The 21598-nt window shown below is 37.3% G+C and carries 28 protein-coding genes; all 28 read left to right on the forward strand.

What is annotated here, in order from left to right:
• The first annotated feature begins 193 nt into the window (after nt 1-193).
• Nucleotides 194-949: a phage terminase small subunit gene (gene terS, locus AC625_RS06545; RefSeq protein WP_049680555.1), complete on the forward strand. Its 756-nt coding sequence runs from the start codon at nt 194-196 to the stop codon at nt 947-949.
• Nucleotides 946-2223: a PBSX family phage terminase large subunit gene (locus AC625_RS06550; RefSeq protein WP_049680556.1), complete on the forward strand. Its 1278-nt coding sequence runs from the start codon at nt 946-948 to the stop codon at nt 2221-2223. Before terS ends, AC625_RS06550 begins: the two co-directional genes overlap by 4 nt.
• Before the next feature lie 13 nt (nt 2224-2236).
• Nucleotides 2237-3673, forward strand: a complete 1437-nt coding sequence (locus AC625_RS06555) for a phage portal protein (protein ID WP_245644943.1) — start codon at nt 2237-2239, stop codon at nt 3671-3673.
• On the forward strand, nt 3657-4685 hold the full coding sequence (locus AC625_RS06560; protein ID WP_053178019.1) for a minor capsid protein: 1029 nt from the start codon (nt 3657-3659) through the stop codon (nt 4683-4685). The genes AC625_RS06555 and AC625_RS06560 overlap by 17 nt, the downstream gene beginning before the upstream one ends.
• 93 nt (nt 4686-4778) lie before the next feature.
• Nucleotides 4779-5378, forward strand: a complete 600-nt coding sequence (locus AC625_RS06565) for a phage scaffolding protein (RefSeq protein ID WP_049680558.1) — start codon at nt 4779-4781, stop codon at nt 5376-5378.
• Between the two features lie 14 nt (nt 5379-5392).
• Nucleotides 5393-5749 carry a hypothetical protein gene (locus AC625_RS06570; protein WP_049680559.1) on the forward strand — a complete coding sequence of 119 codons (357 nt, stop codon included), beginning with the start codon at nt 5393-5395 and terminating at the stop codon, nt 5747-5749.
• Nucleotides 5750-5764: 15 nt separating this feature from the next.
• Nucleotides 5765-6808, forward strand: coding sequence for a major capsid protein (locus AC625_RS06575; RefSeq protein ID WP_049680560.1), 1044 nt, complete (start codon nt 5765-5767; stop codon nt 6806-6808).
• 48 nt (nt 6809-6856) lie between these two features.
• Nucleotides 6857-7081: a DUF7210 family protein gene (locus tag AC625_RS06580; protein WP_049680561.1), complete on the forward strand. Its 225-nt coding sequence runs from the start codon at nt 6857-6859 to the stop codon at nt 7079-7081.
• On the forward strand, nt 7071-7448 hold the full coding sequence (locus AC625_RS06585; protein ID WP_049680562.1) for a phage head-tail connector protein: 378 nt from the start codon (nt 7071-7073) through the stop codon (nt 7446-7448). The genes AC625_RS06580 and AC625_RS06585 overlap by 11 nt, the downstream gene beginning before the upstream one ends.
• Nucleotides 7445-7810: a hypothetical protein gene (locus tag AC625_RS06590; protein ID WP_049680563.1), complete on the forward strand. Its 366-nt coding sequence runs from the start codon at nt 7445-7447 to the stop codon at nt 7808-7810. The genes AC625_RS06585 and AC625_RS06590 overlap by 4 nt, the downstream gene beginning before the upstream one ends.
• The gene (locus tag AC625_RS06595; RefSeq protein ID WP_049680564.1) at nt 7810-8274 is read left to right on the forward strand and encodes an HK97 gp10 family phage protein; all 465 of its coding nucleotides are present in this window, start codon (nt 7810-7812) and stop codon (nt 8272-8274) included. Before AC625_RS06590 ends, AC625_RS06595 begins: the two co-directional genes overlap by 1 nt.
• Nucleotides 8267-8689: a phage tail terminator family protein gene (locus tag AC625_RS06600; RefSeq protein WP_049680565.1), complete on the forward strand. Its 423-nt coding sequence runs from the start codon at nt 8267-8269 to the stop codon at nt 8687-8689. The genes AC625_RS06595 and AC625_RS06600 overlap by 8 nt, the downstream gene beginning before the upstream one ends.
• Before the next feature lie 6 nt (nt 8690-8695).
• On the forward strand, nt 8696-8869 hold the full coding sequence (locus AC625_RS27225) for a hypothetical protein (RefSeq protein ID WP_180320070.1): 174 nt from the start codon (nt 8696-8698) through the stop codon (nt 8867-8869).
• A complete protein-coding gene (locus AC625_RS06605; RefSeq protein WP_218971215.1) occupies nt 8870-9112 on the forward strand; it encodes a hypothetical protein in 243 nt (80 codons plus the stop codon).
• Complete coding sequence (locus tag AC625_RS06610; RefSeq protein ID WP_049680566.1) at nt 9113-10423, forward strand: phage tail sheath family protein; 1311 nt, start codon at nt 9113-9115, stop codon at nt 10421-10423.
• A 17-nt stretch (nt 10424-10440) separates the two neighbouring features.
• Nucleotides 10441-10956: a phage tail tube protein gene (locus AC625_RS06615; RefSeq protein WP_049680567.1), complete on the forward strand. Its 516-nt coding sequence runs from the start codon at nt 10441-10443 to the stop codon at nt 10954-10956.
• 64 nt (nt 10957-11020) lie between these two features.
• Nucleotides 11021-11449, forward strand: coding sequence for a phage tail assembly chaperone (locus AC625_RS06620; protein ID WP_049680568.1), 429 nt, complete (start codon nt 11021-11023; stop codon nt 11447-11449).
• A gap of 331 nt (nt 11450-11780) precedes the next feature.
• Nucleotides 11781-12134, forward strand: coding sequence for a lipoprotein (locus AC625_RS06625; RefSeq protein ID WP_049680569.1), 354 nt, complete (start codon nt 11781-11783; stop codon nt 12132-12134).
• A 279-nt stretch (nt 12135-12413) separates the two neighbouring features.
• Nucleotides 12414-12758, forward strand: a complete 345-nt coding sequence (locus AC625_RS06630) for a hypothetical protein (RefSeq protein WP_049680570.1) — start codon at nt 12414-12416, stop codon at nt 12756-12758.
• A 4-nt stretch (nt 12759-12762) separates the two neighbouring features.
• Complete coding sequence (locus AC625_RS06635; RefSeq protein ID WP_049680571.1) at nt 12763-14958, forward strand: phage tail tape measure protein; 2196 nt, start codon at nt 12763-12765, stop codon at nt 14956-14958.
• Nucleotides 14958-15623: a LysM peptidoglycan-binding domain-containing protein gene (locus tag AC625_RS06640; protein ID WP_049680572.1), complete on the forward strand. Its 666-nt coding sequence runs from the start codon at nt 14958-14960 to the stop codon at nt 15621-15623. Before AC625_RS06635 ends, AC625_RS06640 begins: the two co-directional genes overlap by 1 nt.
• 15 nt (nt 15624-15638) lie before the next feature.
• Complete coding sequence (locus AC625_RS25520) at nt 15639-17660, forward strand: XkdQ/YqbQ family protein (protein ID WP_082190970.1); 2022 nt, start codon at nt 15639-15641, stop codon at nt 17658-17660.
• On the forward strand, nt 17653-17910 hold the full coding sequence (locus tag AC625_RS06650; protein ID WP_049680573.1) for a DUF2577 domain-containing protein: 258 nt from the start codon (nt 17653-17655) through the stop codon (nt 17908-17910). The genes AC625_RS25520 and AC625_RS06650 overlap by 8 nt, the downstream gene beginning before the upstream one ends.
• Nucleotides 17911-17915: 5 nt before the next feature.
• Nucleotides 17916-18317: a DUF2634 domain-containing protein gene (locus AC625_RS06655; RefSeq protein ID WP_049680574.1), complete on the forward strand. Its 402-nt coding sequence runs from the start codon at nt 17916-17918 to the stop codon at nt 18315-18317.
• Nucleotides 18317-19381: a baseplate J/gp47 family protein gene (locus tag AC625_RS06660; protein WP_049680575.1), complete on the forward strand. Its 1065-nt coding sequence runs from the start codon at nt 18317-18319 to the stop codon at nt 19379-19381. The genes AC625_RS06655 and AC625_RS06660 overlap by 1 nt, the downstream gene beginning before the upstream one ends.
• The gene (locus AC625_RS06665) at nt 19365-19913 is read left to right on the forward strand and encodes a putative phage tail protein (RefSeq protein ID WP_049680576.1); all 549 of its coding nucleotides are present in this window, start codon (nt 19365-19367) and stop codon (nt 19911-19913) included. The genes AC625_RS06660 and AC625_RS06665 overlap by 17 nt, the downstream gene beginning before the upstream one ends.
• Nucleotides 19913-20353 carry a hypothetical protein gene (locus AC625_RS06670; protein WP_049680577.1) on the forward strand — a complete coding sequence of 147 codons (441 nt, stop codon included), beginning with the start codon at nt 19913-19915 and terminating at the stop codon, nt 20351-20353. The genes AC625_RS06665 and AC625_RS06670 overlap by 1 nt, the downstream gene beginning before the upstream one ends.
• Nucleotides 20354-21589 (forward strand): WD40 repeat domain-containing protein, encoded by a 1236-nt coding sequence (locus AC625_RS06675; protein ID WP_049680578.1) that lies wholly within the window; start codon nt 20354-20356, stop codon nt 21587-21589. It abuts the gene before it with no gap.
• The last annotated feature ends 9 nt before the right edge of the window (nt 21590-21598 follow it).

Genomic DNA, 21598 nt, shown 5'->3' on the forward strand with positions numbered 1-21598 from the left:
TGTTTATGGAAATAATTTATAGTCATCCCTTGTTAACAACTTGGTTCATTTTCTGGGTATGTTTTTGTTTAGCTAGTCTAAAATCTGCTTTCAAAAATTAATTATTTAAAGAAAACCAAAAGGTGCTCAATAAAGAGCGCCTTTTCTTTTGTCCAAAACAACTCAAATACTAGGAGGTGGCAGGTGATGTAAAATGGCTGAAAACCATGTTAATGCAGAGAAAGATTATGTCAAAGGCATGAAATACAAAGACATCGCTGAGAAATATGGTGTCTCACTGAACACCGTCAAGTCATGGAAACAACGTCATGGCTGGGTGAGAAATAAGGGTGCACCCTCTGATAAAGGTGTGCACAAAAAAAAACGTGGTGCTCCGAAGGGGAATAAAAATGCTATTGGTAATGATGGCGGTGCTCCTAAAAGGAATTCCAATGCTGTCACTCATGGCTTCTTCTCCAAATTCCTTCCACAAGAATCATTGGATATCATGGAAGAGATACAAGAGCGTTTACCAGCTGATATGCTGTGGGACCAAATAATGATTCAATACACTGCTATTATTCGTGCTCAGAAAATCATGTTTGTTGAAGGTAAACAAGAAATGATTAAAGAGCTTAAGAAAGCAAAATATGAGTATTATCCAATCCCTGAAAGTGAAGGTGGGGGTGTTGAGAAATCCATCACCGAAGAGGAATACGAATTTCAGTTTGCTTGGGACCGCCACGCTACTTTCCTTAATGCTCAATCTCGAGCCATGGGCGAGCTAAGAGGACTTATCAAGCAATTCGATGAAATGGCTCATATTGATGATGAGCGAAGACTTAAACTTGAAGGTATGCGCTTAGGTATCGAGAAAACAAAAGCGGAGGTTGAGAAAATTTCTACTGGTTCTGATGATAAACCTATAGAAATCCTGATCAAGCGAAAAAACAAAGGTGATGGCACATGATCGAAAAAGAGGTCAATCCCCACTTTGAAGATTTTCTGTTTGATTGGTCAACGAAGTTTCAATTTCTTGTTGGAGGGTATGGATCATCCAAAAGCTATCACGTTGCGTTGAAACTGATATTAAAGCTACTTGAAGAAAAGCGAACAGCACTTGTTGTCCGTGAAGTTTACGATACTCATAGGGATTCTACTTTTTCTCTATTAGAAGAGTTAGTCATTGATCTTGGTCTTGAGGGACGTATAAAATGCTTATCATCTCCTATGCAGCTACGCTTTCCCAATGGTAGCAAAATCATATTCAAGGGAATGGATAAGCCAGCAAAGCTGAAATCTATAAATAACGTATCGATTATCTGGATTGAAGAGTGTTCCGAGGTTAAATATGCAGGATTCAAGGAGCTTCTTGGGCGATTACGGCATCCTAAATTAGAGCTCCATATGCTGTTGTCAACTAACCCTGTCGGTGAGGATAATTGGTCTTTTAAGCACTTTTTTAAGGATGAGTTGATCCAGCGTTTAGTTCTGGATGATAACGAACTTTACGAAAAGCGTACTGTCGTTACCAATGATACCTATTACCATCATTCTACTGCTGATGATAATTTGTTTCTTCCAGAAAGTTATATCGCTCAGCTGGAGGAAATGAAAGAATATGATCCAGACCTTTACCGCATTGCACGGAAAGGTCGTTTTGGCGTGAATGGCGTTAAGGTGCTGCCACAGTTCGAGGTAAAGCCACACGATGAAGTGATGGAGGCCATTAGCAATATACGTAACCCTATTAAACGGGTGGGCATGGACTTTGGATTTGAGGAATCCTTTAACGCGGTTGTTCGTCTAGCCGTAGACCACAATGAAAAGATTCTATATATATATTGGCAGTACTATAAAAACAAAATGACTGATGATAAGACAGCGGAAGAGCTTGAGGAGTTTAAACAAACAAAGGAGTTAATCCTTGCTGATAGCGCTGAGCCGAAAACAATTCAATACTTTAAACAAAATGGATTTAGAATGAAGGGTGCTAAGAAGTATCAAGGCTCCAGATTAGCTAATACCAAAAAGTTAAAGCGATTTAAGAAGATTATCTGTTCATCCAATTGTTCCGATGTAATAAGGGAATTGAAGCCCCTAACTTACAAGGTGGGCAATGACGGCCATATCATTCCGGATGAATTTAAGATTGATCCTCATACCTTTAGTGCTATTTGGTATGGATTAGATGGATATGAAGTTTCTGATCTTAAAGGCGGTTCAGTTTCTGTTCTAAAGTGAGGTGAAGAATATGATGATTGAGGATTTATTTCGAAGACCATACCATGAGTATCTGAACGATATCATAAAAAATATGGTGGATGGTGTGATTTCTGAAAATGAAGTGTTGGTTCGGGAGATTAAAGAATGGCTAGAAAGTGATACCCGAAAAAGCATGCTAGTTGGAGAAGCTTATTATCGTAATAAGACCGATATTCGCGAAAAGAAGCGAGATATCGTTTGGAAGTCTAATATTAAATTGGAGCATGGATTTGCTAAAAAATTAGTAGACCAAAAGATTGGTTACTTACTCACCAAGGAGCCAACGATTGCAACTGAGAAAAATCAATATAGAGAACAGATAAATGATGTCTTTGACCGAAAAGTGTTAAAGACACTTAAAAACGTTGGTAAAGAAGCGATTAACAAGGGAATAGGGTATCTTTACGTTTATTTTGATGAACGTGGCGTGCTTTCCTTTAAGAAATTTCCTTCCGAACAAATAATACCTTTTTGGAAAGACGATGAGCATACAGAACTTTCTTCATTTATTCGGGTTTATAACGAATCAATCTATATGAATGGCAAAAAACAAGTTCTGACTAAAATTGAGTATCATTATCCAGATGGCATTAAATATTTTTTACTTGAAGGCGGCAAGCTTGTTGCAGACGTTCCAGCAGGTATAGAAGTGACGCATCATTTCACCATTAATGACCAGCCATTTTTATGGACACGAATTCCGCTAATCCCATTCAAGTACAATGAGGAAGAACAGCCGTTAATAGATCAAATTAAGTCTCTTATAGATAACTATAATACCCAGGCTTCAACAAATTCTGATTTGTTAGCTGATATTCCACAATTCATTTACAAGCTTATTAATTATGGTGGTACCGATTTAAAAGAATTTCTGAGTGATTTGAATCTCTATAGAGCTGTAAATCTAGATGAAAACGGAGATCTGGATAAACTTCAAGCTACTCCCGAAACGGATGCGACAGAGAAAGAACTAGATCGAGGACGGAAATCAATATATGAGTTTGGTCGTGGTGTTGATACAACAGACGCCAATCTAGGGAATGCTTCTGGTGTCGCCTTACGTTATCGTTATTCAGACTTAGATATGGACTGTAATATCTTAGAGACGGAATTGCAAGCATCCCTTGAACATCTTCTATGGTTCGTTAATGAGTATTTTCTTATGACTGATCAAGGTGATTTTACAAAGGAATCGGTCAATATTATCTTTAATCGGGACATCATTATAGCCGAATCAGATGTGATTCAAGATTGTCAAAATTCAGTAGGAATCCTAGACGATAAGACAATTCGTGAAAATCATCCTTGGTACAACGAGGAAGTTGAGAAACGGCTAGAAGAACAAAGCCAGAAAGAGAAGGACGAATACGATAATTACTTGTCTACTTTCAAGGAAAAGCGTGGTGGTCTAGATGGCCAAGAGACGTGATTATTGGCGTAAACGATTTGAAATGTTGTTGGATGCAGAGCTTAATAAAAGCGAAAACTATCTTGTTGATATGGAAAGTGCTTATATTCAAACAATAAGTGAGATTGAGAAGGATATAACTAAATGGTATGGACGCTTTGCTACTAACAATGAAATTTCTCTTGCTGAAGCAAAACGCTTGCTTAAATCTGATGAGTTAAAGGAATTCAGATGGACGGTTGAAGAGTACGTCAAATATGGAGAAAAGAACGCAATAAATCAAGCATGGATGAAACAACTAGAAAATGCATCTGCCCGGGTCCATATTAGCCGTTTAGAGAGTTTGCAAATACAATTACAGCGACACATTGAAAAACTGTATGGCGGCCAAATAGAGGCAGTGGAGCGCTTAATGAAAGAAACATATCAAAGCACTTATCTTCATACAGCATTTGAGATTCAAAGTGCATTTGGAATAGGTTTTTCAATGCAAGCTATTGATGAAACCAAGCTGACGAAAATCATTAGCAAGCCTTGGACATTAGACCGAATGACCTTCAGCGATAAGATATGGCGCGATAAGCAACTATTAGTCAATACATTGCATACAGAATTAACACAATCGATTGCTAGAGGGCAAGCACCAGATAAGGTTATTACTACCATATCTAAAAAACTAAATACTTCTCGATCTAACGCTGCGCGTCTTGTAATGACTGAATCAGCGTTTTTTAGTGCTTCTGCTCAAAGGGAAACGTTTAGTGAGTTGGATGTTGAACGTTATGAGATCGTAGCAACGCTTGATAGTAAAACAAGTTCTATTTGCCAATCGATGGATGGACAAGTTTTCAAAATGAGTGAATTTGAGCCTGGTGTAACAGCCAATCCGTTTCATCCTTATTGTAGGACCACGACAGTGCCTTACTTTGAGGATAATTATAGTCAGCGCATCGCTCGAGGTAAAGATGGAAAGGTATACTACATTGATAGCAAGATTAAATATCCGGAATGGGAAAAGAGATTTGTAGCTTAATAACTCGTCTTTTTTCACTTGTAGACGTTAAAAAATGGGTGAAAATCCTATCGTGTCGTTACACGTTAAAAACGGATTAGGAGGCATATAAGAATGAATAAAGAACAATTAATCACACTTGGTTTGACAGAAGAGCAAGCAGTTACGATAATCAATGGTTTTGGTCAAATGGTACCGAAATCACGTTTGGACGATAAAATAGCAGAACTAAACGAAGCAAAAAAAGAAATTACAACACGTGATACACAGCTTGAGGAACTAAAGAAAATAGATGGTGCAGGTCTTCAAACGAAAATTACTGAATTGCAGCAAGATAATGAAACAACCAAAACTGATTATGAGGCTAAATTAAAAGAAACTCAACTGACTGGAGCTCTTAAACTAGCACTTGCAGGAAAGGTCCATGATGCAGATCTTGTTATCGGACAGATCGACAAATCGAAAATCGAATTAGGTGAAGACGGAAACGTTACGAAAGGACTCGAGGAGCAGATTAAAGACCTGCAAACATCGAAGTCCTTTTTATTTGTTCCTGAAGCGCATTCGTCGGGAATAAAAGGAGCTACACCACCTGGGGGAGATCCTGAGGGTGGTAACAAAGGGGCGATTAATAGCTTTGGTAAAAAGCTTGCTGAAGAAGCAGCTAAAAGTAATACAGGGTTAGAAGAAGCCCGGAAATCTTACTTTGAATAAGGAGGGAAAAGTTAATGAGTAAATTTGTAGAAACATCATACACAAATAAAAAAGGGATTCTAAAATTCCCAGATCACTATGTAAATGTTGCTGTGACAATAGATGATGCGGGAGTAACTGCTGTTAACGGAAAGAAAATAGTTACCGCAGGTACTATACTTGGCGGTGGCATTCTTGCAGATCCTACTAAAAAAGCAAAAGCGGTTAATGGGGTAGGCTCAGAAGGCGTTTTATTCAATGATACGGATGTAACATACGGTCCTGCATCTGCAGCTATGTTGATTCATGGATTCGTGGATTTGAATAAACTTCCTACCGCGCCTACTACGGATGCTATTTCTGCACTAAAACAAATCACATTTTTGAAATAAGAGAGGAATGATTATATGCCAACAATCTTTGATTTAGTAAATGCTCAAAATATTGCATCTTATTATGAAAATAATCCATCTAACCAAATACCTTATCTTGGTTCAACACTTTTCCCAGCAAAGAAGCAGCTTGGCCTAGACTTATCGTGGATTAAAGGTTCTAATGGGTTACCAGTAGCTCTTACTCCTTCTGAATTTGACACGAAAGCGACAGTACGTGACCGTATTGGATTTAGCAAAGTTCAAACGGAAATGCCTTTTTTCCGCGAATCAATGCGAATCGGAGAAAAAGACCGACAGGAATTGAATAGACTGCTGACTACAAATTTAGAAGAAGCTTATAAATCGATTGTCAATAACATATACGATGATGTTTCAACTTTAGTAAAAGGGGCAGAAGTGCAACCAGAACGAATGATTATGCAGTTGCTTTCTACAGGAAAGATTGCTATCACGGCCAACCGTGTAAACCTAGATTACGATTATAAGATGAAAGTAGATCATAAAGAGACACTAGTTGCTGGCGCACAATGGAGCAATCCAGCTTCAACTCCAATTCAGGATATTTTAAACTGGATGGATACGGTGGAAGATAACACAGGTGTTCGTCCGACAAACGGGCTCTTGTCTCGAAAAACTTTTACCTATTTGCTTGAGCATAAGAGTATCCGACTTGACATGAATCCTTTAGGTGGACAAAACATTATCATGACAGAGTCGATGTTAAAACAATACTTGTCTGCTAAATTAGGCCTTTCTGTTGCAGTCTACAACAAGAAATACCGTGCAGAGGATGGATCTCTACACAATTTCTATCCAGATGATCACTTTACACTTATTCCTGACGGTAATCTTGGTTCAACTTATTATGGAACCACACCTGAAGAGAGTGATTTAATGACAGGTGCATCAAAAGCAGATGTATCAATCGTTAATACAGGAGTCGCTGTTACGACTGTAAAAGAGGAACATCCAGTAAACGTTATGACAATTGTTTCCGAGATTGTTCTACCAAGCTTTGAAACTATCGATAATATTTTTATTGCAAAAGTGAACTAAGGAGAGAGTAAAACCTTTCCTTATTTAATACAGAAGGGAGCCTTTCGTATGTCTAAGAATGATGAAAAAGCAACATCGCTTGAAGATGTGGATAACGAGATCACGGAGGATGAACAAAAAACAGAGACTCCGAAGAAAGGAAAAACTGTTAAGGTTACTTTGAAAAGTAATATTAAATACGGGGAAGAACGATATAAAAAAGGTGAGAAAATTGAAATACTCAAATCAGAACATGATACCTTCCTAAAAGGTGGTCTAATCGATGAGGGATAATATTCTTGCCATCATCAAACGCCGATTGAAACTATCTGACGATTCTCTTGATGATTTGATCATGGATTACATCGAGCAGATAGAGTGGAAGATCAAGCTTTATTGCAATGTCAGTGAGATACCGGAAGCCCTCAAATTTGTCTGGGCATCCATGGTCATAGATATTCTCCGCATCGAGCATCCAAATGAGGAAGCGATCGCGGCTAACGTCAGTGAGGCTATCAATAGCGTAAAGCTAGGAGATACGACGATTGGATACGGAAACAAAGGGAACGAAGTGACCAGCACTTCAAAAAGAAGCATGGATGATATCGTGTTGAATTATTCACCTGAACTTAATCGGTTCCGAAGGTTGAAAAGTCTATGAACTTTTCAAGGCAGAGGAAAGCTATTGAAAAACAGTATATAGGCACATGTGACATTTTGGAGTATCAGCCTGTCAGGGATGAAGTGAAAAAAAGAACGACACATCAGGAAGTAATAGTATTAGAGGGGCAACCTTGCAGATTGTCGTTTAAAACAATCACTACTACAGGTGAGAGCAATAATGTAGGCACTGTATCCCAATCTGTCAAACTATTTATCTCTCCTGATATTGCAATCAAACCAGGATCCAAAACTACCGTCACTCAAAATGGTGTGACAACTGATTATTCTCAAAGTGGAGTACCTGCTGTTTATTCTACTCATCAAGAGGTTAGCCTTGAATTGTTTAATGGTTGGTCATAATGGCTAAGTGGGGAAGCACTGATTTCAGGCAGTTAAAGGCATTACAAAAGAGGATGGAAAAATTACAGCAAGCTGATTTTGAAAAGTTTTGTGAAGAAGTAGCAAAGGAATTGACAGCGAGATTACTAGCAAAGGTTATTAAACGTACACCAGTTGGTCAATATCCAAATTCATCTGGTAAGAAGGGCGGTACGTTAAGAAGAGGTTGGACTGCTGGAGCAAGCGCAACCTCTTATGTCGATTCATTGAATATAAAGAAAACAGGAACTATCTATGAGGTTGAGATTATCAATCCTGTTCACTATTTGCCCTATGTAGAGTTCGGCCACCGCACAAAGGACCATAAGGGGTGGGTAAAAGGCCAATTTATGCTAACGATTTCGGAAAATGAATTGGACTTACAAGCTCCTGAAATTGTAGAAAAAAAACTCCAGAAATTCTTAGGGAAGTGTTTCGGTGATTAATCATATAATTGACGGGATATCGATTAAGTTGAATCAGGTATTTGGAGATTCCTATGAAATATATAGCGAGGACATTAAGCAGGGCTTTAAAGAGCCTTGTTTTTTTATTGTCCCATTGTTGGCGACATCAACTTCGTTACTTGGTGTTCGATCCAAACGAAACCATGCTTTTGATATTCACTTTTTCCCATCTTCGAGTGAACCAAATCGAGAAATCAACGATATTAGCGCTTTATTAATTGATGAAATGGAGCTTATCACAGTCGATGGTTACTTAGTACGCGGAACGAAAATGAGCACGGAAACTGTGAATGGTGTTCTCCATTTCTTTGTGAATTACAACATGGTCATGTTAAAAGACATGTTGAAAGAAAACGAAATGGAACAAATATCATTTGGAAATGGACTGAGGTGATCAATAATGCCACAAAATAAAGTTGATGAACACGTATTTACAAAGGAGCAGATTATAAAATCTAAGCAGTTTAGAGAGAAATCAGACCTCATACAGGCTCTTTTGATAGACGGTCAGTCTTATAGTTTTAAAGAAGTAGATTCAAAAATTAATAGTTTTTTTAAAGGCGTGGTGAAATAAATGGTTTTGGATGGCAGTACATTCACTAGTCAAAATAAGGTATTGCCAAGTTCATATATTCACTTTGTAAGTGCCGCAAGAGCAAGTTCATATCCTATATTTACAAAAGAACAAATTCGTAGTTCAGAACAATACAGAGGTCAACGGGACCTTGTGGAAGCTCTATTAAAAGATAATCAAACTTATACCTTAAAACAGGTAGAGACAACAATTAATGGCTTTTTGAAAGGCGTGGTGAAATAAATGGTTTTGGGTGGAGGTACATTTACTAGTCAAAATAAGGTATTACCAGGTTCATATATTAACTTTGTAAGTGCTGCTAGGGCAAGTTCATCTTTATCTGATCGCGGGGTGGCGGCAATTGCCATTGAACTTGATTGGGGACAAGAAGGAAAAGTTTTTACTGTAAATAACGAGGAATTCCAACGTTATTCACAATTTATTTTTGGGTACGAATACACTCATGAAAAGTTGATAGGGATTAGGGAATTGTTCCTTAATGCTAAAACTCTTCATCTTTATCGATTGGGGAAAGGTGTGAAAGCTGCAAACAACTATGCAACGGCTATGCATGGTGGAATTAGAGGGAACGATTTGAAAATTGTGATCGCAAAAAATGCTGATAATCCTTCTGATTTTGATGTATCGACTTTACTTGATAATAAACGAGTGGATACCCAAACGGTTTCTGTTGCGACTAAATTGATTGACAATGACTTTGTTCAGTTTAAAAAGGATGCAACTTTAGCTGTTTCTGCTGGAGTACCTTTGACGGGTGGCACTAATGCTAGTTCCATTACAGGAGAAGATCACCAAACGTTTTTAGATAAGATCGAGCCTTTTAACTTCCATACGCTTGGGTGTACTTCTATAACAGAAGCTGTCAAATCGTTGTATATCGCCTTCACCAAACGTTTGCGAGATGAGGTAGGGGCTAAGTTCCAAACGGTGCTTTACAAAGCAAATTCGGTTGATTATGAGGGGATAATCTCGGTTGAAAACAAGGTAACTGATGCTGAAACAAACGAAGCGTCACTTATTTATTGGACAACAGGAGCCGCAGCCGGATGCCCTGTTAATAAATCTAATACGAATAAAAAGTATGATGGAGAATTTACAGTAGATGTGGATTATAAGCAACTACAGTTACAAGATGCCCTAAAAGCAGGGAAATTTATTTTCCATCGTGTTGGTGATGAGGTACGTGTGCTTGAAGATATAAATACATTCGTATCGTTTACTTCTGAAAAAAATGATGATTTCAAATATAACCAAACAATTAGAGTACTTGATCAAATCGCAAATGACATTGCAGTTCTGTTTAATGGTCGATATCTAGGAAAGATCCAAAACAATCCAAGTGGCCGCATTAGTTTCTGGAATGACATCGTTAAACACCATCAAGAACTAGAACAGATCCAGGCAATTGAGGATTTCAAACCCGATGATGTTGTTGTTGAACAAGGGGATTCTAAAAAATCGGTACTTGTTAGTGATACGGTCACCGTTACAAATGCTATGGGGCAATTATATATGACAGTATCAGTAAAGTAGTGAAAGGGGCTGTAAGTATGAATGATAAAAAAATAAATCTATTACGTTTAGATTTACAACATTTTTCTCAATCGATGAACGCAAAAGATTCAGTAAGCGCTGCTCTTGCTGAGTGTTTCGTTACTATAGAGGGTAACAGATATAATTTTATGCAAATTATTGACTTTGAATCCAATATTAAAAAAACAAAAACTGAAGTTCCTATCCTTGGGAAAACAGGAAAAGGAAATAAGTCAACTGGATGGTCAGGCACTTTCTCTGGAACAGCACACTATAACCAATCAATCTTCCGAAATCTTCTTTATAGATTTAAAGAAACGGGTGAAGATATTTATTTTGATATTCAAGTCACGAATGCAGATCCAACCTCTTCTGTTGGTAGGCAAACCGTAATTCATAAAGATTGTAATTCAGATGGCGGTGTACTAGCTAAATTTGATGCTAATGGTGAATATCTAGATGAACCAATAGAAGGTACATTCGACGATTTCGAAATCCCTGAAAAGTTTTCAATGCTTGCTGGTATGCAGTAAACTTCTCTCTTTTAGGGAAGTTTTTTTAATTAAAATAATCATAAAAAGGATAAGGTGAAAATATATGAGTAATTTAAGCGCATTTTTAAGTCAAAACGCAATTAAAGTAGAAAATGAAAAGTATGTAACATCGAAAAGATTTGTTGGTGAAGATGGAAAGCCGATGGAGTGGGAAATTTGTGCCATTACTTCCACGGAAGATGAAGAGTTACGTAAATCTTGTACAAGAAAAGTTCCAGTACCAGGCAAGCGAAATCAGTTTACTCCTGAAACAGATTACAATGCTTATTTAGGAAAATTAGCTGCTAGATGTACAGTTTTCCCAAATTTGAATGATGCTGAGTTACAAACATCATATGGCGTGATGGGAGCTGATGCACTCTTAAAAGTCATGCTTACACCAGGAGAATACGCTGACTATTTGGCAAAGGTACAAGAAGTAAATGGTTTTGAAAAGTCTTTGGAAGAGGCGGTAGAAGAAGCAAAAAACTAATTGAGGAAGGCGATTATGAGGCTAACATAGCTTATTTTTGTCTTCACAAGATTCATAAATGGCCTTCTGAATTTGATGGACTACCTAAATATGAAAAAGCTTTAGTAATAGCTGCTGTCCAAATCAAGATTGAAGAAGATAAAAAGAGAGAAAAAGAAGTAAAGAAAGGAAGAAAAAGAAAATAGCCTAGTAAAATATTCCCCTTTTGTTATATTATTTAAGTAACATATTGAAAGGTGGATATGCTGACATTATGAGATATAAAGTTAGAACAAACCTCCTGAATGTGTAGAAAAATACTACATTTATATCAATAAATAGGGGAGATTTTATGAAAAAGAGTTTATTTAGTTTATTATTTATCATTATTCTTGCTGGTTGTAGTTCTTCTGTAGACGGAAACAAATCAAAAATGAGTATGGAGACATTCGTACAAGCATTTGAACAAGAAGGTTTTGAAATAGATGTCGATAAAAAACCTATGTATAGCCTGATTGGAGCCAAGGACGGCATTATCTTCGAAAATGATAATCGTCCTGTTAAGATTTATGAATTTGATTCGGAAGATTCTATAAAAAAAGCGAAAGAAGCTTTACCTGCCGCTAAGGATTGGGATAGAAATGGCCTGTTTTTGTTAGAGACAAAAGATGAAAAATCAAAAGAGACTTTCAATAAAGTAAAGTGATCTTCAGAATCCATTAGTATGGGCCCTGCTAAGTATCTCCTTGTTCTGTTCTTTTTTATTAGGAGGATGTACTTATGTTGTGAATTTAGAAGGGCTATGAATACTGAAAATCATATCAAACTGAAATAAAAGCAGCATTAGAGACTAATGGCAAGGCTTATAAATCAGGCATTAAACTTCCCTCGTAATTGGGTTTAGTTTAATGCCTTTTTAACTTTCCTGTTATGAGCAGCTATACAAGCTGTGAATATAACTAAATCTGATAAATGGGGTATAAAGTTGAATCGAAATATAGAAGTAATAAACAAGGAATTATGGGCGGTCAAGTTCTGTTTTCTTCCCTATATAACGGAGATTGATTATTTGCCTGATCCGGAAATTCCAATGTTTGAAGAACCTGGACGTATAACCAATGATGGATTGATGCTTTTAAACAAAGATCATAAAGGTTATCCGTTATTAAAAGGTATGTTTCCAAAGTTGATGAAGAAATCAAATAAGCAATTAAAAAAAGAATTGTTTTTAGGCAAGAGGCTGAAAAATAAAACTGCTAATCAAATCTTGTATGCTTCTATGGTTCAGGTGGAAATTGAAAGAAGATCGAGATTAAAGAAAGCGAGGTGAAAATATGGCGACGATAAAAACAGCTATTCAAGTCTATGATGGAATGACAGGACCATTTCAAAGTATTAATAGGGCAATGAGTATTGTCATAAATAGTTTTGAATCACTTCAAAATGCTTCGAGCAATGCAATTGATACAAGCAGCATACAAGCTGCAAGGCAAGAACTTGCTCATGCAGAAACAGCATTTAATGATATTGAAAGAGGTATTAGGGAAGCTGATGCAGCTCAAAATCAGTTAAATGATGATATTAGAAATGGACAATCTGCCGCAGATGGTTTAGTTGGAAAAATCAAAGGGATAGTTGGTGCTTATCTTGGTATTCAGGGTATCAAAAAGGGAGCCGGTATCATAAGTGATTGGTTAGGGTCCGCAGATGTAATAAATACAGCCGAGAATCAGCTAGCGGTTGTAATGAGCAATATGGGTGCTGCTCAATCTGAATTTGAATCCTTGAAAGAGAAGGCCGCTCAAGTGGAAAGTAAAACAACTTATGGCGCTGAATCTCTCTTGGCTGGTGCCGGAGAACTTGCAACCTATTTGCAATCTGGAAAAGCAATTGAAGCTATGATGGATACAATGGCTAATTACGCAGCGGGGATGGGCGGTATAAACGTTGACGATAGAGGAATGGTTGAATATGCAACTCAACTCGGTAAGGCGTTAGACGGTCAATTCGATGGATTAAGAAAGAAAGGATTTGATGTATCAGAGGCTCAAAAGAAAATTCTAGAAAACGGAACAGAAATGGAACGAGTTGCAGTTATTGTTGATATTATTGGCGAATCTTGGGATGGATTAGCCGAAGCGTTGGCAAACACTCCGCAAGGGCAAATCGTCCAAATGGCCAATAATTTTGATGGGATAAAGCAGAAGGTCGGAAATGAAGTATATCCAGCAGTCGTTAAGTTCTTCAATACAATAAATTCAAATATGCCAACCATAGAGGCGTTAATGTTTGGTTTTGCCTATGCAGCAACTGTAGTTATGGATGTGCTTGGTGGAATTATTAATGTAGCTGGTGCTGTAGTAGGATTTTTTGTAGATAACTGGTCCATGATCGAGCCGGTAATTTTGGGATCTATAGCGGCACTAATCGTTTATAACGCGACAATGGGTATCGCTTGGCTAACAACTATGAAAGACATTGCAGCAAAGATATGGCGTACAGCTGTGTCGTGGGCTGAAACGGCTGCAATTCTTGCATTGATTGTAGCGCAAGAAGGTTTGAATGCAGCTTTATATGCATGTCCAATTACATGGATACTAATAGGAGTTATCGCCTTAATTGCAATTTTTTACGCTGCAGTGGCTGCTGTTAATCATTTTGCAGGAGAATCCTACTCGGCGACAGGGATGATAGCTGGGGCCTTTGCTGTTCTTGGTGCAGTTATTTACAACCTAGTAGCATATTGGTGGAATATGTTCTCATCTTTCTTTGAGTTTATTGTAAATGCAGCTGATAACAGAACATATGCAATAAAACGCCTTTTTGCTAATTTAACAAACAACGTTCTTGATATGGGAATTGCTATGACATCAGGATGGGATAATGTAGCAACGAATATTGCGAATGCCTTTGTATGGGCTGTAAACATTGCAATTAGTTCTATAAATGGACTTATAGATGCTCTGAATAGTATACCTGGATTTGACATTGGTAAATGGGGATTGTTGAGTAAAACTGATTCCTTTACGGGTACGTTAAGAAATGTAAAAGCCAATATAAATGATTGGGTAGGAGAAGCTCCAGCTACCTATTGGGAAGCACCAAAAATGGAAATGAAGAATGTTAGAGGTGCATGGGATACTGGATACAATTGGGGTGCGAATCTTTTCGGAGGCAAGGATACAGCTGAAGATCAAATTAAAACTAATATCGATGGTATCTTTGATAATGCGAAAAAAGGGTTTGATGGTGACGCTTTAAAAAATATTGACAAAAGTGGTGGGAAAACGGCTGAAAACACAGCTAAGATGGCTAAATCCATAGACGCATCACAAGAGGATTTGAAATATCTTCGTGATCTAGCAGAGCAAGAAGTTGTGAACCGTTTTACTACAGCTGAAATCAAAGTCGACATGAGTGGTATGCAAAACAATATTAACAGTGAACTGGACCTTGATGGTGTGGTTGCTCATTTAGAAGATGCTATATACGAAAAAATGAGCATTGCTGCTGAAGGGGATCACCTATAATGGCCTATGTATTTTATTTAGATAAACTTCCATTACCGGTTACACCATCGCGAATTACCATGTCTATCATGAATCAAAACAAAACGATTAACCTCATCAATCATGGTGAGGTTAATATTTTGAAAGCTGCCGGATTAACAGAAATTGAGTTTAAAGCTACGATTCCTCAACTTCGTTATCCATATGCAATCTATAAGGATGGATTTAAAGACGCTGCTTATTACTTAGAGTTCATAGAAAAACTGAAGATCAATCAGAAGCCGTTTCAATTTATTGTTACAAGGACATCTCCAAGTGGGAAGTATTTGTTTGATACAAATCTTACTGTATCTCTTGAAGATTACAGTATCGATGAGGATGCAGAGGAAGGACTAGATCTTGTAATATCTTTTAAGCTAAAACAGTTCAAATCGTATTCCACGAAAAAATTTGTGATTAAAAAGGAAGCAACGGCAAATAGTAAAGCGGTCAGTACAACTGCCACAAATCGTCCCACTACAAATAAGCCTGCAGCAAAGACATACACCGTCCAAAAGGGTGATTCTTTGTTTAATATCTGCAAAAAGTATCTAGGTGAAGGCAATAAATATAAAGAGATAGCAAAACTAAATAAATTAAGTGATCCAAGCAAAATATATCCCGGACAGATTATAAAGTTAAGTTAGAAATGAGGTGACGAATTGAGCACAAGTAATTTTATTAATACAATTGCTCCAATCGTTGTTGCTGATATGGAAAGGACGGGTATATTAGCAAGTCTAACTTTAGCTCAAGCTTGTCTTGAAAGTGGGTTTGGTAGTAGTAATTTAGCTGAAAAAGCGAATAATTTATTTGGGATGAAAGGTACTTATAACGGAAAATCTTATAATGGATATAGAAAGTATAATTCATGGTCAGAAAGCATATCTGATCATTCAGGATTATTTTTAAGGCAAAGTCGATATAAGAATCTTATAGGTTGTACTGATTATAAAATGGCATGTAGATATGTTTATCAGGCCGGATATGCGGAAGATACTAATTATACATCTAAGTTAATTAGTACCATACAAAAATATACATTGAATCAGTATGACAATAAAACATCAATAGCAGCAACCAAAACATCTGGTAAATCAGTAACTATTATAGATCAAGTATTAAAATATATGAACCAGCAATTAGGTAAAGCGTATAGTCAATCAAACCGATTTGGAGCTAATAGTTTTGATTGTTCAAGTTTTATCTACCGTGCTTTTCAATCTGCAGGCGTCTCCCTTGTGCATAAGGATAACGGTAGGGCCGTCAACACTTCTAGTGAAGAAGTATATGCAAAAGGTTTTTCTTTGTTATATCCAAACAGCTATAGTAAGGTCGGTAAAAATCTCCCCTCACCATCTAATGTATTGAGCACCATTGGAGTTAGGCCAGGGGATATTATTTTCTATAATACAGATAGTGGTACTTCAAGGTCGAATAAAATTACCCATGTTGCTGCCGTTAATACTGATGGTGGCATTATTCATGCAGCAAACAGCAAGACAGGCGTAATAAAAGGGAATATATCTTATAATACAACGAAAATATGTGGAGTTATTAGGTTTATAGAAAACGGGACAACGGCATCACTGAGTGCAACTGGAGCATCAAGCACACCAAGTGCAGCAAATAAGCCCATCACTAGCACAGTTACTTATGTGACCGGCAGCTCTATTCAAACACGTGAAAACTTATTATTAAATTACTCTGGAACAGTCACTCAAGATGATGTGGAGCTAATCATTCAGAATGGTTCTAATGTATATCTGCCTATCTTGAAGGACGAGATTACATGGGAGACTGAACGTAAGGGTTCGCCCGGGATATTGAAATTCACCGTTGTTAAGGATCAAGAAATAGCTTTTCAAGAAGGCAATGCTGTCCGTTTGATTATTAATGGGATGAAAATTTTTTATGGATTTGTCTTTTCAAAAAAACGTGATAAAGAACAGCATATACAGGTCACAGCTTACGATCAGCTTAGATATTTTAAAAATAAAGATACGTATGTCTACTCTAATAAGAGAGCCGATGAAGTAGTAAAAATGATCGTAAATGATTTTCTTCTAAACGTTGGTACTCTTGAAAATACTGTGCATAAGATTGCTTCCAAAATAGAAGATAACAAGACGTTATTTGATATTGTACAAAGTGCCTTGGATGATACCCTAATGACCAAGAAGAAAATGTATGTTCTTTATGATGACTTCGGAAAGCTAGCATTAAAAGATATCAGTAAAATGAAACTGGATCTTCTGATTGATGAAGAAACCGGAGAGAACTTTACTTATTCGTCATCTATCGACGAGCAAACCTATAACAAAATCAAACTTTCCTATGAAAACAAAGAAAAAGGTGTACGTGAAATTTATATTGCTCAACATGGCGCAAACATGAACAAATGGGGTGTCTTGCAATACTTCGAGAAAATTGATGGTAATGTAAATGGGAAAGTAAAAGCAAATGCCCTTTTAGAACTGTACAATCAAAGAACTCGTAATCTAACCATAAACAATGCGTTAGGAGATTGGCGTGTGCGTGGCGGTAGTTTGATAGCAGTAATATTAAACCTCGGAGATTTAATAACAAATAACTATATGTTAGTTGAGAAAGTAAAACATTCTTATAGAGATGATGAGCACTTTATGAACTTGACTCTTAGGGGCGGTGAATTTATTGCCTAATTTAGTGGATCTTATTAAAAAGATTGCTTTAAATGTAGTGGAGGATTCCAAGCCGGTTGCTGTAGTGTTTGGTGAGGTTGTAAGTGCTAGCCCTTTAAAGGTCAATATAGAACAAAAACTAACCTTAGAAGATGCCCATTTAATTCTCCCTGCTCGGATTAAAGAGGGTCAACCTCTTAAAGAAGGGGAAAATGTAATACTCTTACGGCAACAAAAAGGGCAATTGTTCGTTGTCTTAGATCGGATGTGATAATTATGATCCCTAACGATAATAATGATTTGCAAAGTGATTTTGAAATAGAAGAACAACCTACCAAAACATATGAGATAGATTTAAACAAAAATCGTGTAGCTGGTAATGTGGACGGTTTAGCTGCAGTTAAACAAACGGTATTTTTAATACTGAATACAGAGCGTTATGAGCATATTATCTATTCGTGGAATTATGGTATAGAATTGCATGATTTATATGGGGAACCTACATCATATGTTATTCCCGAATTAAAAAGAAGAATATACGAGGCATTAACACAGGATGAAAGGATTCTTGGGGTTGATGCTTTTTCTTTTGATGTGAAAAAGAAATCGATCCATCTTACATTTACCGTTAACACCATATATGGCGACTTTGAATCTGAAAGGACGGTGAAGATCTAATGTACGAGCACATAACGTATGATCTTGTTATGCAAAGAATGCTGGATGAGGTCCCAGATGATGTTGATAAGAGAGAAGGGTCGATTATTTGGAATGCTTTAGCTCCAGCTGCTATTGAAGTATGTAATATGTATGCTGAAATAGATTACACATATGATCAAACGTTTGCTGATACGGCCGAAGACGAGTATTTGATTCGGCGATGTGCGGAGCGTGGAATTACTCCAGATCCTGCTACTCACGCGATATTCAAGGGTGAATTTAACATGGATGTTCCAATAGAATCTCGTTTTTCTCTAGAAGACTTTAACTATGTAGTTAGAGAAAAAATTAGTGAAGGAATCTATAAGTTGGAATGTGAAGCTGAAGGGGTGGGTTCAAATTCCTTTTTAGGACCTTTGATTCCTGTTGAGTATATCGACGGTTTGACCATCGCAAGATTAACAGAGTTATTAGTTCCTGGTGAAGATGGAGACGATAACGAATCCCTTAGACGAAAATATTTTAATAGCTTCAATTCTCAAGCTTTTGGGGGGAATGCGGCTGATTATAAAGAAAAGACGAATAAGCTTCCCGGTGTTGGTGGTGTGAAGGTCTACCGAGCATGGAATGGTGGGGGGACTGTTAAACTGGTCATCATTAATTCTGATTACCATAAACCAAGCGCAACTCTCATTGCCGATGTCCAAACAGGTATTGATCCTTTAGAAAACCAAGGAGAAGGAGTAGGAATAGCACCAATTGGTCATGTAGTCACTGTAGATGGTGTTTTGGAGGCGATATTAAACATTGCCACCGATGTAACATTACAAGATGGCTGGACTTGGGATGATGTAGAATCATCTTTTTTTTCTGTAATTGATGATTATTTTTCTGAGCTCGCCGAGACATGGGCCAAATCTGATAACCTTGTGGTCCGCATTAGTCAAATAGAAACAAGATTGCTAAATGTAACAGGAGTCGTCGATATCATGAATACGACAATTAATGGAGCTCAACAGAACATAATACTGGATGCGGATAGTATTCCTGTAAGGGGTGGTGTTAATGGACAGAGAAATTGAATTATTACAGTACCTCCCTCCCGTTTTACAAGAAATAAAAGAGTATCAAATACTGACACGTGCTGAAAAGCAGGATATTAATGAATTATCAGCTGCTATAAAACAACTTAAAGATGATCAATTTGTAAGCACGTCAACTTTAGTTGGTGTTCAAAGACGTGAAAAATTAATGAGAATCACACCAAAAGGTACGGATACACTTGATGAAAGAAAGTTCCGGATATTAGTTAGGATGAATGAGCAGTTACCCAATACATTACGAACACTCGCAAGGCAGCTCATTAATCTTTGTGGTGAAGATGGCTATTCGTTAGTGCTAGATCATAACAACTATATATTAAAAGTTCGTATAGCTTTGACTGCAAAATCAAATTTCCAAGCTGTTGAAAATCTACTGGATAGGGTAGTGCCAGCAAACTTAATCATTGATTTAAGCTTAAAATACAATCAATATAGCGCGTTAAGCAAATTCACTCACGGCCAACTGAGTAACTATACGCATGAACAATTAAGAAATGAGGTGTTTAATTAATGCCGACAACAACTCCTAATATTAAACTCACTAAACCAGGTCAAGATGAATTTTATGATGTGAAAGTTACGAATCAGAACTTGGATAAAATAGATACTGAGTTTAATAACATTCATGTTCAGGTTGAGAATATTGAACAAGATCTTGCTAAACATCAGGCGGATGATGCGAAGCGCATCAAAGTAAAACAGGGTATTACCATTGCATCAAATGGATGGCTGCTTAATCAATCCACTCAACTGTACGAATATAAATTAAATGATACGGATATCTTTGCAAATACAGTTGTGGATGTAAATATAAAAGTTACTGATTTAGAAAAAGCGAGCGATCTAAAATCAGCTAACGAGTCGTTTAATGGGTATGTACAACTGTATGCGGAGGCGAAGCCTACCGAAAATATTAGCTGTGATCTAAAGATGATTAGGCAGGTGTTTTAGATGGCTATTGGAAGAGTTAACACAGGTAGTTCTGGAAGCAAGATTAAAGGACAAGGTGAATATATAGGCACGTATATTGATGACATTAATAAAGGTGATTTGGTTACAACACGGAGGTACTTCGGTTTCGACGATATGTATAAGCTTCCGAATCCAGTTGTAACGATGACAGCCTCAACTTATAGTGTAGGGATAAATAGTGATGCGTCTATAATCGTTTACGGCACGATGGGCACAAGTAACTTACAACCGCACAAACGTATAGGCGATGAACTTGTCAAACTACCAGTAATAAGTGGTGTGTCCAGCCAAACCGTAAACGCTATTAAGTTCAGTATTGACGACAAGTATATGTTTGTCGGTTATAGTTCGTCACCCTTTCTGAAAATTTTTGAAGTTAATGGGGATACATTTAAGGAGATAAATTCCTTTGATGCGGTTACTAGTAGTGTACTTGCGATAGAGTTTAGTGGGGATGGCTCGCAGGTTTTTATAGGAACAACTAGCGCCCCCTACTTGCAAGTGTACAACATTATTGGTTCTGAATTTAGAAAAGGCGACCCTGTTGCTAACACCCCAACGACACAAGTAAGGGATTTGTCTTTAAGTGGTGATGGAAAAACTTTGATAGTGGGACTTAGTAGTTCACCTTTCTTATTTGCGTACGATAGGATTGACGGTGTTTTAACACGCGTTACTAATATAGACGCGATGACTTCTGGATCAGGTCAAATGGGCTGGGGAGTAGCAACTTATCCGGATGGTAGTATTTTCGTAGTTGTACACAGGTTCTCGCCGTATTTAGAAATGTATAAAAGGGACGGTAACTCGTTTAAGAAGTTACCTAAACCGCCGTTGACGATAAACGGGGCTGGAAACGCTTGTTCATTGACTAGCGATGGGCAGTATTTAGCGGTGTCATCAGAAGGTTCTCCATACATGTACATGTTTAAAGTAGAAGGGGAAAGTTTGACCCGATTATCTAATCCAGCCATTATTCCTATGGGCGAAGGTAAAGGCATTTCATTTGCAAGAAACGCCCCTTACCTAGTGTATGGTCATGATTCATCTCCATATATGACTGTTTTTAAGTCTGACATACTAGGAGAGTATATCCATAAGTATAGCGGATTCGGAGATTTATCGAAGGGAAATTTCGTAAACTTCGGAGTAGCTAAATCTCCTGGTGCAGCAAATAGTACTAATAAAAAAATTACAACTATACCAATTAAATAACGGGGGTAA

The sequence above is a fragment of the Peribacillus loiseleuriae genome (assembly GCF_001183985.1).
GTDB classification, from domain to species: Bacteria; Bacillota; Bacilli; order Bacillales; family DSM-1321; genus Peribacillus; species Peribacillus loiseleuriae.